The sequence below is a fragment of the Microbacterium sp. NPDC090225 genome, from assembly GCF_044772365.1.
GTDB lineage: Bacteria > Actinomycetota > Actinomycetes > Actinomycetales > Microbacteriaceae > Microbacterium.
In genome coordinates this window covers 1,175,340-1,189,950 of sequence record NZ_JBIVYS010000001.1, presented here as the reverse complement: position 1 = coordinate 1,189,950, position 14,611 = coordinate 1,175,340, and the positions used below count along the sequence as shown (strand labels likewise).

11 protein-coding genes are annotated in these 14,611 nt (G+C 72.3%); 6 read left to right on the top strand and 5 right to left on the bottom strand.

Translation table 11 applies throughout. The annotated features are described in order from the left end of the window. Positions 1-37: 37 nt before the first annotated feature. Complete coding sequence (locus ACIQTT_RS05785) at positions 38-457, bottom strand: pilus assembly protein CpaE (protein WP_402787275.1); 420 nt, start codon at positions 455-457, stop codon at positions 38-40. An 89-nt stretch (positions 458-546) separates the two neighbouring features. On the opposite strand from ACIQTT_RS05785, the gene ACIQTT_RS05780 reads away from it, so the two are divergent. The 6 genes from ACIQTT_RS05780 to ACIQTT_RS05755 all read left to right on the top strand — a co-directional run bounded on the left by ACIQTT_RS05780 (position 547) and on the right by ACIQTT_RS05755 (position 9,758). Further along, the gene (locus ACIQTT_RS05780) at positions 547-2,667 is read left to right on the top strand and encodes a RecQ family ATP-dependent DNA helicase (protein ID WP_402787272.1); all 2,121 of its coding nucleotides are present in this window, start codon (positions 547-549) and stop codon (positions 2,665-2,667) included. A 194-nt stretch (positions 2,668-2,861) separates the two neighbouring features. Continuing rightward, complete coding sequence (gene dhaK / locus ACIQTT_RS05775) at positions 2,862-3,854, top strand: dihydroxyacetone kinase subunit DhaK (RefSeq protein ID WP_402787269.1); 993 nt, start codon at positions 2,862-2,864, stop codon at positions 3,852-3,854. Further along, positions 3,854-4,498, top strand: a complete 645-nt coding sequence (dhaL, locus tag ACIQTT_RS05770) for a dihydroxyacetone kinase subunit DhaL (protein WP_402787266.1) — start codon at positions 3,854-3,856, stop codon at positions 4,496-4,498. The genes dhaK and dhaL overlap by 1 nt, the downstream gene beginning before the upstream one ends. Continuing rightward, entirely contained in the window at positions 4,498-6,984 is a 2,487-nt protein-coding gene (ptsP, locus tag ACIQTT_RS05765; protein WP_402787263.1) for a phosphoenolpyruvate--protein phosphotransferase, read from the top strand. The genes dhaL and ptsP overlap by 1 nt, the downstream gene beginning before the upstream one ends. 156 nt (positions 6,985-7,140) lie before the next feature. Continuing rightward, the gene (locus ACIQTT_RS05760; protein WP_402787260.1) at positions 7,141-8,430 is read left to right on the top strand and encodes a hypothetical protein; all 1,290 of its coding nucleotides are present in this window, start codon (positions 7,141-7,143) and stop codon (positions 8,428-8,430) included. Beyond that, the gene (locus tag ACIQTT_RS05755) at positions 8,427-9,758 is read left to right on the top strand and encodes a hypothetical protein (RefSeq protein WP_402787257.1); all 1,332 of its coding nucleotides are present in this window, start codon (positions 8,427-8,429) and stop codon (positions 9,756-9,758) included. The genes ACIQTT_RS05760 and ACIQTT_RS05755 overlap by 4 nt, the downstream gene beginning before the upstream one ends. Here the strand turns inward: ACIQTT_RS05755 and paaZ are convergent. From paaZ to ACIQTT_RS05735, 4 genes are read right to left on the bottom strand one after another with little or no spacing between them, the layout of a single operon-like run. Next, on the bottom strand, positions 9,734-11,815 hold the full coding sequence (paaZ, locus tag ACIQTT_RS05750; RefSeq protein ID WP_402787254.1) for a phenylacetic acid degradation bifunctional protein PaaZ: 2,082 nt from the start codon (positions 11,813-11,815) through the stop codon (positions 9,734-9,736). The genes ACIQTT_RS05755 and paaZ overlap by 25 nt on opposite strands. After that, entirely contained in the window at positions 11,812-12,684 is an 873-nt protein-coding gene (locus tag ACIQTT_RS05745; RefSeq protein WP_402787251.1) for a 3-hydroxyacyl-CoA dehydrogenase family protein, read from the bottom strand. The genes paaZ and ACIQTT_RS05745 overlap by 4 nt, the downstream gene beginning before the upstream one ends. After that, positions 12,681-13,421, bottom strand: coding sequence for an enoyl-CoA hydratase/isomerase family protein (locus tag ACIQTT_RS05740; protein ID WP_402787248.1), 741 nt, complete (start codon positions 13,419-13,421; stop codon positions 12,681-12,683). Before ACIQTT_RS05740 ends, ACIQTT_RS05745 begins: the two co-directional genes overlap by 4 nt. Further along, positions 13,418-14,605 carry a thiolase family protein gene (locus ACIQTT_RS05735; protein ID WP_402787245.1) on the bottom strand — a complete coding sequence of 396 codons (1,188 nt, stop codon included), beginning with the start codon at positions 14,603-14,605 and terminating at the stop codon, positions 13,418-13,420. The genes ACIQTT_RS05740 and ACIQTT_RS05735 overlap by 4 nt, the downstream gene beginning before the upstream one ends. Positions 14,606-14,611 lie beyond the last annotated feature (6 nt).

The following is a 14,611-nucleotide window of genomic DNA, read 5'->3' as shown; positions in this document are numbered from 1 at the left end:
GACGGGATCCTCAAGACGGGAGCGCCCGCCTCTTCGGTCAGTGGGAGCGCGAGACCAGCTCCAGCAGTGCGCGGCCGTACGCCTCGGCGGGGTCGGGATGCTCGAACGACAGGTCTTCCCCCGAGATCTCCACGCGCACGCGGAAGGTGTCGTCGAGGCGCTCCAGCGTACGGAAGGTTCCGCGCAGCAGCTCGCGCAGCTGATCCTCGCGGGGGAGCCACACGGCATCCGCGAGGGTCACGGCGTCGAGCGCCCACTCGGTCGTGCCGTTGAAGGCGAGGTCGGTGCCGCTCGGCGTCTGCCGCGCCTCGATCGTCATCCCGCTGACGGTGAACACGTCGGCCTCGGATTCGAGCTCCACGTCGTTCGGGAGGTCGAGCTGGAAGCGGTCGCCCTCGATCGGATGCCACACGAGGCCGGCGGCCCGGAGGGCGACGGCCAGGTCTCGGGTGATCACGCCTTCCACGCTAGACGACCGATGGCACGGCGGGGCCGGTGCGCCGACGTCGAGATCGCGGTGTCGGAGGGGTGGGGCAGAGTGGGGGGATGACCTCCGAACCCTCCGTCGGCACCCGCGCGGCCGCTCTCGCCGCCCTCCGCGAGCTGGTCGGACGCTCCGATGCCGACTTCCACGATGGGCAGTACGGGGCCATCGAGGCGCTCGTCGACGGTCGTCGCCGGGCTCTCGTCGTGCAGCGCACGGGGTGGGGGAAGTCCGCGGTCTACTTCGTCGCCACACGCTTGCTGCGGAGCCAGGGTGCAGGTCCGACCGTCCTGGTCTCGCCGCTGCTGGCCCTGATGCGCGACCAGATCGCCGCCGCCTCCCGGGCCGGGGTGCGCGCGGTCGCCATCGACTCGACCAACGCCCACGAGTGGACCGACGTCCTCGCGCAGCTCGATCGCGACGAGGTCGACGTGCTGCTGGTGTCGCCCGAGCGCCTCAACAATCCGAGCTTCCGCGAAGAACGGCTGCCGGCGCTCGTGAGTCGCATGGGGATGCTGGTGGTCGACGAGGCGCACTGCATCAGCGACTGGGGGCACGACTTCCGCCCCGACTACCGACGGCTGCGCGACCTCATCGCCGAGATGCCGACCGACGTTCCGGTGCTCGCCACGACGGCCACGGCGAACAGCAGGGTCATGGTCGACGTGGCCGAGCAGCTCGGCGCGAGCGCCGGGACCGCCCGCCCCGATGCGGGGGTGCTGACGATTCGCGGGCCCCTCGCGCGCACGTCGCTGCGTCTCGGGGTGCTGCGTCTGCGCGACTCCGCGAGCCGCCTGGCCTGGCTGCTGAGTCACCTCGACGACCTCCCCGGCTCGGGCATCATCTACACGCTGACGGTCGCGGCGGCGGTCGACACGGCCCGCCTGCTGCGCGACCACGGCCACGACGTGCGGGCGTACACCGGGCAGACCGACACCGAGGAGCGCGCCGAATCCGAAGGGATGCTCAAACGCAACGAGGTGAAGGCGCTCGTGGCGACCAGCGCGCTGGGCATGGGGTTCGACAAGCCCGACCTCGGCTTCGTGCTGCACCTCGGCGCGCCCTCATCTCCCGTCGCGTACTACCAGCAGGTGGGTCGCGCGGGACGCGCCAGCGAGAGCGCTGACGTGCTGCTGCTCCCGGCTGTGGAGGACCGCGACATCTGGCACTACTTCGCGACCGCGTCGATGCCCGACCGCGAACGTGCGGAACGGGTGATCGGGGCACTCGGCGACGCGCCGATATCGACGCCGGCTCTCGAGGCGATGGTCGACATCCGTCGGACCCCTCTCGAACTGCTGCTGAAGGTGCTCGACGTCGACGGCGCGGTGCGACGCGTGCAGGGCGGGTGGGTCGCGACCGGGGCGCCCTGGAGTTACGACGCCGAGCGGTACGAGCGCATCGCGGGGGAGCGCGTCGCCGAGCAGGAGAACATGATCGCGTACGAGCAGACCGACGGATGCCGGATGGAGTTCCTGCAGCGCGCCCTCGACGACGACACGGCGAAGCCCTGTGGGCGGTGCGACAACTGCGCGGGCGAATGGTTCCCGCGCGAGATCGGCGCGGCGGCCACCACGCAGGCCTCGGAGTCGCTCGACCGGGTCGGGGTGCCGATCGAGCCGCGCCGCGCGTGGCCGACCGGGGCCGACCGGCTCGATGTCCCGGTCAAGGGGCGCATCGCCGCCGACGAGCAGGCGGGCGAGGGGCGGGCGCTGGCGCGATTGACCGACCTCGGGTGGGGTGGCACGCTGCGCACGCTGTTCGCCGCGGGGGCACCGGATGCCGTGGTGACGCGACAGGTGCTCGACGGCTGCGTGCGCGTGCTGGCCGGGTGGGAATGGTCGCAGCGCCCCGTCGCGATGGTCGCGCTTCCGTCGCGCTCGCACCCCCAGCTCGTCGGCAGCCTCGCGCGCGGGCTGGCCGAGATCGGCCGGCTCCCGTACCTGGGCGAGCTCGGTCTCGTCGGCGGCGGTCCGAGCGGTCAACCAGGAGGCAACAGCGTCTTCCGGCTCGGCGGCCTCTGGGATCGGTTCAGCGCCGACCACCTCGAGATCCCCGAGGGCCCGGTGCTGCTCGTCGACGACCTCGCCGACAGCAGGTGGACGCTCACGGTCGCCGCGCGCACCCTTCGACGCGCCGGTGCGAGCGAGGTGCTGCCGTTCGTGCTCGCCCTGCGCGGGTGAGGCGGAGGCGTCGAGGAAGGTCGAAGCGGTGAGTCCGCGGGCCGGATCAGAGGTTCGATCTTGACAAGTCCCGTCGTCCCGAGCATGTTCGACAGTGACGGCGGTGTCGCCTGTTCCCAGGTCGCCTGCTTTCGCGACGTCGGCCATGCGGCCGGCATCGACACCCGACGGAAGAGATCGAAGGAGATCGGACGATGAAGAAGCTCATCAACGCCCCGGAGGACGTGCTCGTCGAATCGCTCAAGGGAGTCGCGCTCGCGCATCCTGAGCTGTCCGTCGACCTCGAGACGCACGTCATCACGCGGGCCGAGCCGAAGGCGGAGGGCAAGGTCGCGATCGTCTCCGGCGGCGGGTCGGGGCACGAGCCCCTGCACGGTGGCTACGTCGGCGTCGGGATGCTCGACGCCGCGGTCGCGGGCGAGGTCTTCACCTCGCCGACGCCCGACCGCGTGCAGGCCGCGACGAAGGCCGTCGACCGGGGGGCCGGCGTGCTGCACATCGTCAAGAACTACACCGGCGACGTGCTCAACTTCGAGATGGCGGCGGAGCTCGCCTCCATGGAGGGCATCGAGGTCGGCACGGTCGTCGTCGACGACGACGTCGCGGTGCAGGACTCGCTCTACACGGCCGGACGACGTGGCGTCGGCCTCACCGTGCTGCTCGAGAAGATCGTCGGCGCGGCCGCGGAGGAGGGACAGGACCTCGCCGCCGTCGTCGCCCTCGCACAGCGCGTCAACGGCCAGGGGCGCTCCATGGGCATGGCCCTCACCAGCTGCACGGTGCCGGCCGCCGGCAAGCCCACCTTCGACCTTCCGGACGACCAGATGGAGATCGGCATCGGCATCCACGGCGAGCCCGGACGCCACCGGGAGCCCCTGGCGCCGGCATCCGACATCGCCCGTCAGCTCGTCGAGCCGATCCTCGCCGACCTCGACTTCGCGGGACCCGCGATTGTGATGGTCAACGGCATGGGCGCGACCCCGCAGATCGAGCTCTACCTGATGTACGCCGAGGTCGCGGCCCTGCTGGAGGCGGCGGGCGTGCAGGTCGTGCGCAACCTCGTCGGCAACTACATCACCTCTCTCGACATGGCCGGATGCTCGGTCACGGTGCTGAAGGTCGACGACGAACTGCTGCGGTTGTGGGACAGCCCGGTCGTGACCCCCGGTCTGCGGTGGGGCGCCTGATGGCCGCGGATACCGTCTCGGTCGCCACCCTGCAGGACTGGATCACCCGCTTCGGTGCGGCCATCGCCGAGAAGCGCGAATGGCTCACCGAGCTCGACTCCGCGATCGGCGACGCCGACCACGGCGCCAACATGTCGCGGGGCATGAGCGCCGTCACCGAGAAGCTCGCCGCGAGCGCTCCGGCTGCGGCGGACGACCTCTTGAAGACCGTCGGGATGACGCTCGTCAGTTCGGTCGGCGGAGCCAGCGGCCCGCTCTACGGCACGTTCTTCCTGCGGATGGGGATGACGACCGGCGCGGTCCAGGATCTCGACGCCGCAGCCCTCGCCGCCGCGCTGCGCGCCGGGCTCGAGGGAATCGTCGCACGGGGCAAACCCGAGGCGGGTGACAAGACGATGTTCGACGCCATGTCACCGGCGGTCGACGCGCTCGACGCGGCCACCGCGGGAGGTGCCGACCTCGACGAGGCGACGCAGGCCGCGGCCGTCGCCGCCGCGACGGGACGCGACGCCACGCTGCCGCTCGTGGCCCGTAAGGGCCGGGCCAGCTACCTGGGTGAACGCAGTGCCGGGCACCTCGACCCCGGTGCCGCATCGACCACCCTGCTCTTCGAGACGCTCGCCGCGGCGATCGCGGCGAGCTGATGATCGGCATCGTCGCCGTCTCCCACAGCGCACGACTCGGGGAGGCGGCGCTCGAGCTCGCCCTGCAGATGGTGCAGGGCCCCGGGGTGCGGGTGCGCGTCGCCGCCGGCGCGGGGACGGATGCCGACGGCATCCCGATCCTGGGCACGGATGCCGTGGCCGTGGCCGGAGCGATCGACGAGCTCGCCGCCGACTGCGACGGTGTGCTCGTGCTCATGGACCTCGGGTCGGCCGTGCTCAGCGCTGAGCTCGCACTCGAACTGCGTCTGAGCGACGTGCCGGTCAGGCTCGCCCCCGCACCGTTCGTCGAGGGGCTGCTCGCCGCCGTGGTCTCGGCGGCGGCCGGGGGAGACCTCGATGCGGTCGCGGCGGAGGCGTCCGCGGCGCTCGGTGCGAAGACGGGGCAACTCGGTGCGGAGGAACCGGCACCGGAACCTGCCGCCACTTCTTCCCGCGCCGACGAGATGCAGACCCGCCATGTGCACGTGCGCAACCCCCAAGGTCTCCACGCGCGTCCCGCGGCGCTGATCGCCGAGGCATCCGGTGGCGTCGATGTGCGCCTGCGGCGGCTGCCCGACGGTCCGGAGGCTTCCGCGGCGAGCCTCTCGCGCCTGCTGACCCTCGGCGCGCGTCAGGGAGATGAGATCGAGATCTCGGCGCACGGGGTGGATGCCGCTGCCGCTCTCGAGCGGATCGCGGCGCTCTTCGATGACGGCTTCGGGGAGGGGACGGACGTGCTCCCCGGCGCGGCTCCGGACACGGAGTCGGCGCCGGTCGCGCCGCAGCCCGATCCTCCGCTGGCTCCTGCGGTCCCGGTGGCCCCGGGCGAGGTGCTGCGCGGACGCGGCGTGAGCCCCGGGGTCGCCGCGGCATCCGTCGTGCACCTCGCTCCCGCGCTGCCCGAGCCCGATGGCGGAATCGTCGTCGCCGAGAGCGAGCGCGCCGCCGAGGTCTCGGCGGTCGAGCGCGCGACGGTCGCCGTCGCCGAGCACCTGCGTGCGCGCTCCGCGGAGTCGGCGGGGGAGGCGCGGGACATCCTGGATGCAGCCCGCCTCATCGCGTCCGATCCCGAACTGCTCGCCGATGCCCGCGCGCTCGTGCTCACGCAGGGCCGCACGGCCGCGCGCGCGGTATGGGAAGCGGCCCGATCGCACGCGACGGCCCTCGGGGCGCTCGGGGGGCGGATGGCCGAGCGCGTCGCCGACATCCGCGACGTGCGTGATCGCATCGTCGCCGAGATCCTCGGAGTCGACCTCCCGGGGGTCCCCGAGCGCGAGGAATCGTTCGTGCTCGTCGCCGTCGACCTCTCGCCCGCCGATACGGCCGCGCTCGGCGGCGGGCGCTGCGTCGCGCTCGTCACCGAGCAGGGCGGTCCCACCTCGCACACGGCGATCATCGCTCGCTCGCTCGGGCTCCCGGCGGTCGTCGGCGTCACCGGTGCCACGGGCATCCGTGAGGGGGAGACCGTGCTCGTGCACGGTGATCGCGGCACTGTCGAGGTCGGCCCGGATGAGGAGCGAGTGGCGTCCGCGCGTGCGGCCGCCGCCGTCGTCGAGTTCGACGGGCAGGGCCACCTGGCGGATGGCCATCCGCTCGCATTGCTCGCCAACGTCGGAGGCGCGGCGGATGCCTTCGCCGCGGCGGAGGCGCGCGCCGAGGGCGTGGGGCTGTTCCGCACGGAGTTCTGCTTCCTCGGGCGCACGGATGCTCCGTCCATCGATGAACAGGTCATCGCGTATCGCGGGGTGCTCGCCGCGTTCCCCGGATGCAAGGTGGTCGTGCGCACGCTCGACGCGGGGAGCGACAAGCCCCTGCCCTTCGCGAACGCCGACGACGAGGAGAACCCGGCGCTCGGTGTGCGGGGTCTGCGGATCGCGCGTCGCAGCCCGCGTCTGCTCGACGAACAGCTGCGCGCACTCGCGCTCGCGGCAGAGGCCGAGTCGGCCCTCGTCGAGGTCATGGCACCGATGGTGGCGACCGTCGACGAGGCCAGGGGATTCGCCGAGCGAGCGCGGGCCGCGGGGATGAAGCGTGTCGGGATCATGATCGAGACGCCGTCGGCCGCCCTGCTCGCCGCCGAGCTCTTCGAGGTCGTCGACTTCGTCAGCCTCGGCACCAACGACCTCGCCCAGTACACGCTCGCCGCCGATCGGCTCCTCAGCGAGCTGGGCGATCTCAACGATCCGTGGCAGCCTGCGGTGCTGCGGCTCATCGGCGCGGTAGGCGCCGCGGGGCGCGCGGCGGGGAAGCCGGTCGGGGTGTGCGGCGAGGCCGGGGCCGACCCCGCGCTCGCTCCGGTGCTCGCAGGGCTCGGAGTCACTTCGCTCTCGATGGCGCCGCGCGCGCTCGGGCGGGTCGGCGCGGCGCTCGCGGCCGTCGATCAGGACGCGTGCCGACGTGCGGCCGATGCGGCCCTCGCAGCGCCGACCGCGGCGGCGGCGCGGGAGGCAGTGGGCGCCGTTCTGGCGGACGTGAGCGGGCTCTGACACCTTCCGTCGCGGCATATATGCGCCAGCGGGCATGCGATTCGTATCGTTCTGATCTCGACCGGCGGTCGGGGCGGGCGGGATGCCCGGAGCGACCGCTACGCTCGCCCTAGGGGAGGCGTCGGCTGGCGGCGCAGCGGATCATCGGAGGGTCATATGCCGCACGCGCGGTCGTTCACGAATCTCATCTTCGGCCTGGTCACGGTCGGGGCACTGCTCGGACTCTCGGCGTGCGCGCCCGAACCCGACCCGACGCCGGATCCCACCCCGACGGCGGCCCCCGAGACTCCGGAGCCCGCGGCCTACGACGGACCGCTCCACTTCGTCGGCGACGAGCTCGACTGGTTCCTGCCGTCGGAGGAGGAGATCCGTGCGCTCCTGCCGGGCATCGCGGAAATGTCCGAACCGTCGAGCGCGTTGGAACAGATCTCCGACGGGGGTGGGCCGGTGCCCGTGCCCTCGATCTGCGGCGCGCTGTCCGCAGAGATGTCGTTGGGCTCCGTCGGGGCGCGAACCCTCACCTGGACGCTCGAGGGGAGTGATAACGCCGTCGGGCGCCTTCACGTGCTGCAGCTCGCCGACGAGGCGCAGGTCGCCGCCCGCATGGACCAGCTCCGAGCGGCGGCGGAGCAGTGCGGCTCCTACGTGCTCGAGCGGGATTCCGGGTTCGACGCGGAGATCGTCGGAGAGAGCGACGGCGCGCAGGCGATCGCCGGAACGCTGACCGAGGGGTTCATCGACGGCGAGTGGCGATATCACAAGGGCTACGCGTCGATGGGCAACGTGATCGTCGAGCTGTTCCAGACCGGCGTCGACGGATCGACGATCGACGCCGCGGCCGTGGCGGAGATGCTCCGCGAGCACAGCCGCTCCGCTCGCGATGCCCTCATCGGGGAGCTGACGGCGAATCCGCCGACTCCGTCGGAGACACCGACGGCGGCCGACCCGTCGGCGCCGTGGAGCGCGTGGGAGATGAGCACCGCGGCCGTCGGTCCGATCGTGCTCGGCAGTGATCTCGATGCTGCCCTGGCCGCTGTACCGGGTGCTCGGGCGGTCGAGCCGGAATGGTCGGGGAGCCCGTGGTGGCTGACCGCAGCCGACGGATCCGCCTCGGTCGGGATCTGGACCGATGAGAGCGGCGAACGCGTCGAGAGCGTGACGGTCGGAGTGTCGAACGTGTACGGCGAACCGGTCCACCCGGGAGGCTCCTTGCCCTCTGCCGGCGGAGTGCGCGTGGGGGATCCCGTGAGCGCGGCCATCACGGCGTTCCCGCAAGGGACTTTCGTGACCGTCGTCGCCTCCGGTGAGTACTTCTACGAGTCGGCCACACGAGACGGCGGATTCGTGCGGTTCCGCTCCGACCGCGACCCCGCCGATCCGGCAGCGGTCGTGACGGGCATCGGCGTGGAGGATGCGACGTTGCGCGCGCCGCTGGTGTTCGGATGAACGGGCGGACGGTGCCGCCGACGCGGTCGTTCACGAGGCTTCTGGTCGGCATGGTCGCTGCCGGATCGCTGCTCGGGCTCTCGGCGTGCGCGCCCGAACCCGAGCCGACGGCGGATCCCGCTCCGACGGCGGCTCCCGAGACTCCGGAGCCCGCGGCCTATGACGGACCGCTCCACTTCGTCGGTGACGAGCTCGACTGGTTCCTGCTCTCGGCCGACGAGATCGCCGCGGTCGTCCCGGGTGCGGCGGACTTCTCCGAGCCGTCGGCCTCGCTGCTGCAGGTCGCCGACGGGTACGGCGCGATGTTCGATCCGGAGACCTGCGGCGTGTTCTTCCTGGAAGCGTCGCTCGGTTCGATCGGAGCGCGGAGCATCACCTGGCAGGCGGAGAACGAGCGGCAGGGGCGCTTGAGCGTGCTGCAGTTCGCGGACGAAGGACAGGCCGAGAGACGGATGGACGACTACGTCGCCGCGTCGGAGCAGTGCGCGACGTTCACGTTCGACCAGAGCGCGTCCTCGTTCGACAGCGCGGCGATCGACGAGGACGGTGTGCGCACCGTCGTCGGATCGATCGAGCTGGGCACGCCCGACAGCGGCTTCCGGCACTATTTCGGGATCGCATCCGCGGGGAACGTGCTGGTGGAGTTCTGGCACTCGTACACCGGGGATTCGGTCATCGACGCCGACGCGACTGCCCGCGCTCTGCATGCCCGCGCCGACCAGGCGCAGGAGCTCCTGATCGGCGAGCTGACGGCGAACCCGCCGGCGCCGCCGACCGAGCCCCCCGCCGCTGACGCTGCGGCGGCCTGGTCGGACTGGACGATCGGTTTCGACGGCGTCGGTCCGCTCCGCCTCGGGGACGACATCGATACGGCCGTGGCGACGGTGCCCGACGCCGAGGTCTCCGCCTCGGAGTGGGCTCCGGACCAGCGCACGCTGACGAGCCCCGATGGATCCGCGAGCCTGCAGGTCCAGGCTCAGGAGGGCGGGAAGGCCGTCGCGACGATCCTTGCGGGGAAGATCGCGCTGTACGGTGAACCGCCCGTCGACGGTGCCGTGCTTCCTCGCGCCGGAGAGATCAGGATCGGCGATCCGATCGAGAACGCCATGACGGCGTTCCCGGAGGGCACCTCGGTGCGTGTCGTCGCCGCCGGACTCCACTTCTACGAGGTAGCGACGCGCGGGGGCCGGGTGTTGCTCTTCCACGCCGATCGCGACATCGCGACGCCGGGAGCCACCGTCATCGGGATCACCGCCGAAGACGGCACACTGCGTCGCGAGTACACGATGGACGCTCTCCGGAGTCAGGCGGAAACCGACTCGCCCTGAAGCTGCTTGCTCACGAGCGTGAGCACGTCGTAGGTCGCGACGGTCTCGTCGCGCTGATTGCGGATGACTGCGTCCCAGCGCACCTCGCCGTAGTCATCGGTCTCGCGCGGTGTGATCTGCTTCGCGGTCAGTTCGACGCGGATCTCATCACCCGGTGACACCGGCGTGACGAAGCGCAGATCTTCGAGGCCGTAGTTCGCGAGCACGGGACCGGGCTCGGGATCGACGAAGAGTCCCGCCGCCCACGACACGAGCAGGTAGCCGTGGGCGACCCGCCCCGGGAAGAACGGATTCGCCGCCGCCGCGGTCTCGTCCATGTGGGCGTAGAAGGTGTCGCCGGTGAAGCGGGCGAACGTCTCGATGTCGTCGAGCGTCACCGTGCGCGAGTGCGAAGCCACCTGGTCGCCGACCCGCAGTTCGGCGAGCGATCGCCGGAACGGATGCCGTCCGTCGCTGCGCACGGCGGCGCCCGCATGCCAGACTCCGGTGAGCGCCGTCAGCATCTCGGGCGACCCCTGCACCGCGGTGCGCTGCATGTGATGCAGCACCGCCCGGATCCCGCCCAGCTCCTCGCCGCCCCCGGCCCTCCCCGGCCCACCGTGCACGAGGTTCGGGAGCGGGGATCCGTGTCCGGTCGACGAGCGCGCATCGTCGCGGTCGAGCACCAGCAGCCGCCCGTTGAACGGTGCGATGCGGGTCGCGAGCGCCACCGCCTGCACGGGGTCGTGCGTGGCGATGCTCGTCACCAACGAACCGCCGCCACGGGTGACGAGGTCCGCGGCCTCCGCGATGGTCGAGTAGGTCAGCAGCGAGGCGACCGGGCCGAACGCCTCGACCTCGTGCACGGCATCCGCCCGGGCGTCGTCGAAGCGCAGCAGCATCGGCTCGACGAAGGCCCCCTCCGGGACCTGCCCCGTGGTCCCGTCGGCGCACCGCACATCCGGCGTCCCGGCCGTGCCGATCACCAACCGCCCGCCGGCATCCTGCAACGCCGCGACCTGCCGGAGCACCTCGTCGCGCTGGGCGAGCGAGGCGAGGGGGCCCATGGTCACGCCCTCGGCGAGGGGATCTCCGAGCACCGTGCGCCCCGCGAGGCGGGACCGCACCGCCTCGATCACGGCGTCCGCCGACCCCTCCGGCACGATGGCGCGACGGATCGCGGTGCACTTCTGCCCGGCCTTCGTCGTCATCTCTGTGACGAGCTGGCGCACGTAGGCGTCGAACTCGGGCGTGCCGGCCGTGGCATCCGTGCCGAGCACCGAGGCGTTGATCGAGTCGGTCTCGGCCGTGAAGCGCACACCTCCGGTCTGCACCGAGGCGCTCCGGCGCAGCGACTCGGCGGTCGAGGCGCTGCCGGTGAATCCCACGAGGTCGCCGAGGAGCAGGTGGTCGAAGAGACCGGGCACGCTCCCGCTCACGAGCTGCAGCGTGCCCTCGGGCACGAGACCCGACTCGATCAGGATGCGCACCATCGCCTCCGCGAGGTACCCGGTCGGCGTCGCGGGTTTGATCAGCGTCGGCATGCCCGCGAGGAAGGCCGGGGCGAACTTCTCGAGTGCACCCCACACGGGGAAGTTGAAGGCGTTGATCTGCACGGCGACGCCCGGCAGCGTCGTGTGCACGTGGCGCCCGAGGAAGGACCCGTCCTTCGAGAGGGGTTCGACCGGGCCGTCGATGCGCACGGTGCCGTTCGGGAGTTCGCGTCGTCCCTTGCCCGAGTAGGAGAACAGCACCCCGACACCGCCGTCGATGTCGACCCACGAGTCGGCGGTCGTCGCCCCCGTGCGGGCCGAGATCGCGTAGAGCTCGTCCTTGCGGGCGGTCAGCGCCAGAGCGAACTGCTTGAGCAGCACGGCCCGCTGGTGGAACGTGAGCGCTGCGAGGCTCGCCTGCCCGACCGTGCGGGCATGCGCGAGGGCCGACGCGAGGTCGAGACCCGTGGTCGACACACGGGTCACGAGCTCGCCGGTCGATGCGTCGCGCACCTCCGTCGAGAGTGATCCGGCCGCGGGCGTCCACCAGGCGCCCTCGATGTAGCTGGGCAGGTACTCGGTCATCGCGTCTCCTTCGGAGAGTCGGGGTGGGTCCAGTCGTAGAAGCCCGCGCCGCTCTTGCGCCCCAGTCGCCCCTCGGCGACCATCCGGCGCAACAGGGCGGGTGGCTCGAAGCGCTCGCCCAACTCGCGGGCGAGCTCCTGGGCGATCCCGAGGCGTACGTCGAGCCCCACGAGGTCGGTCGTGCGCAGCGGCCCCACCGGATGCCGGTACCCCAGGGTCATGGCGGCGTCGATGTCGGATGCCGACGCGACGCGCTCCTCGAGCATCCGGATGGCTTCGAGCCCGAGCGCGACGCCGAGGCGCGACGACGCGAAGCCGGGGGAGTCAGCGACCACGATCGGCGTCTTGCCGAGCAGGGCGACCCACTCGCGCGCCGCGTCGACCACGGTCGGGTCGGTGGCCGAGCCCCGCACGATCTCGACGAGCGCCGACGAGGGCACCGGGTTGAAGAAGTGGAGGCCGAGGAATCGCTCGGGCCGACGGCGGGCGAGGGCGAGGTCATCGATCGAGATCGACGAGGTGTTCGAGGCGAGCACGGCGTCGGCCGACAGCACCTCGTCGACCCGGGAGAGCGCGTCCTCCTTGAGCACGCGGTCTTCGGGCACGGCCTCGACGACCAGCGCGGCATTCGCGCACGCGCCGACGTCGGTCGTGAGCCGGAGGCGCGCGGCGCACTCGCCCGCATCGAGGCCGGGGGCGCGGTCGGCGGAGCGGCGGAGGGTCTCCTCGACGCGGTGCGCCGCGGCATCCGCGCTCGCCGCATCGCGCTCGACGACGATCACGCTCGATCCCGCGAGCAGGAACGCGTGCGCGATGCCCGCGCCCATGCGTCCTCCGCCGATCACACCGACGACGGCCGGGGCGCTCACGAGCGGGCCTTGCGATCGAGGAAGGCGGTCATGCGGCGCTCCTTCTCGGGGCTCTCGAACAGTTCGGCCTGCAGTTCCCCGTCGAGGTGCGGGTGCTCCGCGCGCGGAGCGCGAAGGGCGCGCTTGGTGTGCCGTGTGGCGAGCGGGTCGTTCGCGGCGATGCGATCCGCGATCGCGTGCGCGGCCGGCAGCAGCTGCTCGGACGGATGGATCGCCGAGACGAGGCCCCAGGCGAGGGCGTCGTCCGCTCCGAGCGCACGGCCGGTGAGCAGCAGATCGGCGGCGCGGGCGTGCCCGACGATCTCGGGCAGGCGCCAGGTCGCCCCGGCGGCGGCCAGGATGCCGAGCCCGGTCTCGGGGTTGCCGATCCGCAGCGACGCGGTGGCGATGCGGATGTCGGCGGCGTAGGCGAGTTCGGCGCCGCCGCCCAGCGCGTAGCCGTCGAGGGCGGCGATGACCGGCATCGGCAGTTCGGCGATCCGGATGAACGCCGAGGCGTTGATGCCGCGGCGCGCATCGTCGGCGCGCCGCTCGCGGAGCTGGGCGATGTCGGCACCGGCCGCGAAGTCGCCGCCCGCACCCGTGAGGATCAGTGTGCGAGGCTCGGCTTCCAGCTCGTCGCAGAGCTCGTGCAGGGCCTCGATGGTCGCGAGGTCGATGGCGTTGCGGCGCTCGGGTCGGTTCAGCGTGGCGAGAACGCGGTCGTCGCGTCGTTCGATCAGCACCGGGTCGCTCATGCGACCCGCTCCAGGATCATCGCGGTGCCCTGTCCGACGCCCACGCACATCGTCGCGAGGCCGAGACCTGCTCCCTCGCGCTCCATGCGTCCGAGCAGCGTGACGACGATGCGGCACCCGCTCGACCCGAGCGGGTGCCCGAGCGCGATCGCTCCGCCGTCACGATTGACGCGCTCCGGGTCGAGTCCGAGACGGCGGATCGAGGCGAGCGACTGGGAGGCGAACGCCTCATTGAGTTCGACGGCGCCGATCGCATCGACCGCGAGGCCGGTGCGCCGCAGCGCCTTCTCGGTCGCCGGCACGGGACCGAGACCCATGATCTCCGGGGCGAGTGCGGCGGAGGTCGCCGTGACGATGCGGGCACGGGGTGTGAGGCCGTAGCGACGCACGGCCTCACCCGAGGCGACGATCACGGCGGAGGCCCCGTCGTTCAGCGAGCTGGAGTTGCCGGCGGTGACGACCAGGCCGCCCTCCACGACGGGACGCAACGCCGCGAGCGCGCCGATGTCCGTGTCGCGGCGCGGCCCCTCGTCGACGTCGACCGTGCCGGCGCGCGTGGGCACGGCGACGATCTCGTCGGCGAAGCGTCCGGCGTCGATCGCGGCGGTCGCGCGTCGGTGGCTGCGGAGCGCGAAGGCATCGGCATCCTCGCGCGTGATCCCGTCGCGTCGGGCGACCTCCTCGGCGGTCTCGGGCATCGAGAGCGTGGTGCCCTCGCGCGCCGAGAGGCGCGGGTTCGTGAACCGCCAGCCGATCGAGGTGTCGACGACGGCGCCCGGTTTCGCCCACGCCCGCTCGGGCTTGGCCTGCACCCAGGGAGCGCGGGTCATCGATTCGACGCCGCCGGCCACCAGGAGATCGGCGTCGCCCGCGCGGATCGCCTGGGCCGCCACGGCGATGGCCGACATCCCCGAGGCGCAGAGCCGGTTCACGCTCAGGCCCGGGATGTCGTCGGGGAGCCCCGCGAGCAGCACGGCCATGCGTGCGACGTTGCGGTTGTCCTCCCCTGCCTGGTTCGCGGCCCCCAGGATCACCTCGTCGATCGCGGCATCCGGCACCCCGGCGCGATCGACGACGGCGCGCACGCTGAGGGCGGCGAGGTCGTCGGGACGGATGCCGGAGAGGGCGCCGCCGTAGCGCCCGATCGGGGTGCGGACCCCGCCGATGAGGAACGCCTCGGTCATGTCGGC

Coding starts and splice junctions, on each gene's coding strand:
- ACIQTT_RS05780 (WP_402787272.1), top strand. CDS start 547: ATGACCTCCGAACCCTCCGTCGGCACCCGCGCGGCCGCTCTCGCCGCC.
- dhaK (WP_402787269.1), top strand. CDS start 2,862: ATGAAGAAGCTCATCAACGCCCCGGAGGACGTGCTCGTCGAATCGCTC.
- dhaL (WP_402787266.1), top strand. CDS start 3,854: ATGGCCGCGGATACCGTCTCGGTCGCCACCCTGCAGGACTGGATCACC.
- ptsP (WP_402787263.1), top strand. CDS start 4,498: ATGATCGGCATCGTCGCCGTCTCCCACAGCGCACGACTCGGGGAGGCG.
- ACIQTT_RS05760 (WP_402787260.1), top strand. CDS start 7,141: ATGCCGCACGCGCGGTCGTTCACGAATCTCATCTTCGGCCTGGTCACG.
- ACIQTT_RS05755 (WP_402787257.1), top strand. CDS start 8,427: ATGAACGGGCGGACGGTGCCGCCGACGCGGTCGTTCACGAGGCTTCTG.
- paaZ (WP_402787254.1), bottom strand. CDS start 11,815: ATGACCGAGTACCTGCCCAGCTACATCGAGGGCGCCTGGTGGACGCCC.
- ACIQTT_RS05740 (WP_402787248.1), bottom strand. CDS start 13,421: ATGAGCGACCCGGTGCTGATCGAACGACGCGACGACCGCGTTCTCGCC.
- ACIQTT_RS05735 (WP_402787245.1), bottom strand. CDS start 14,605: ATGACCGAGGCGTTCCTCATCGGCGGGGTCCGCACCCCGATCGGGCGC.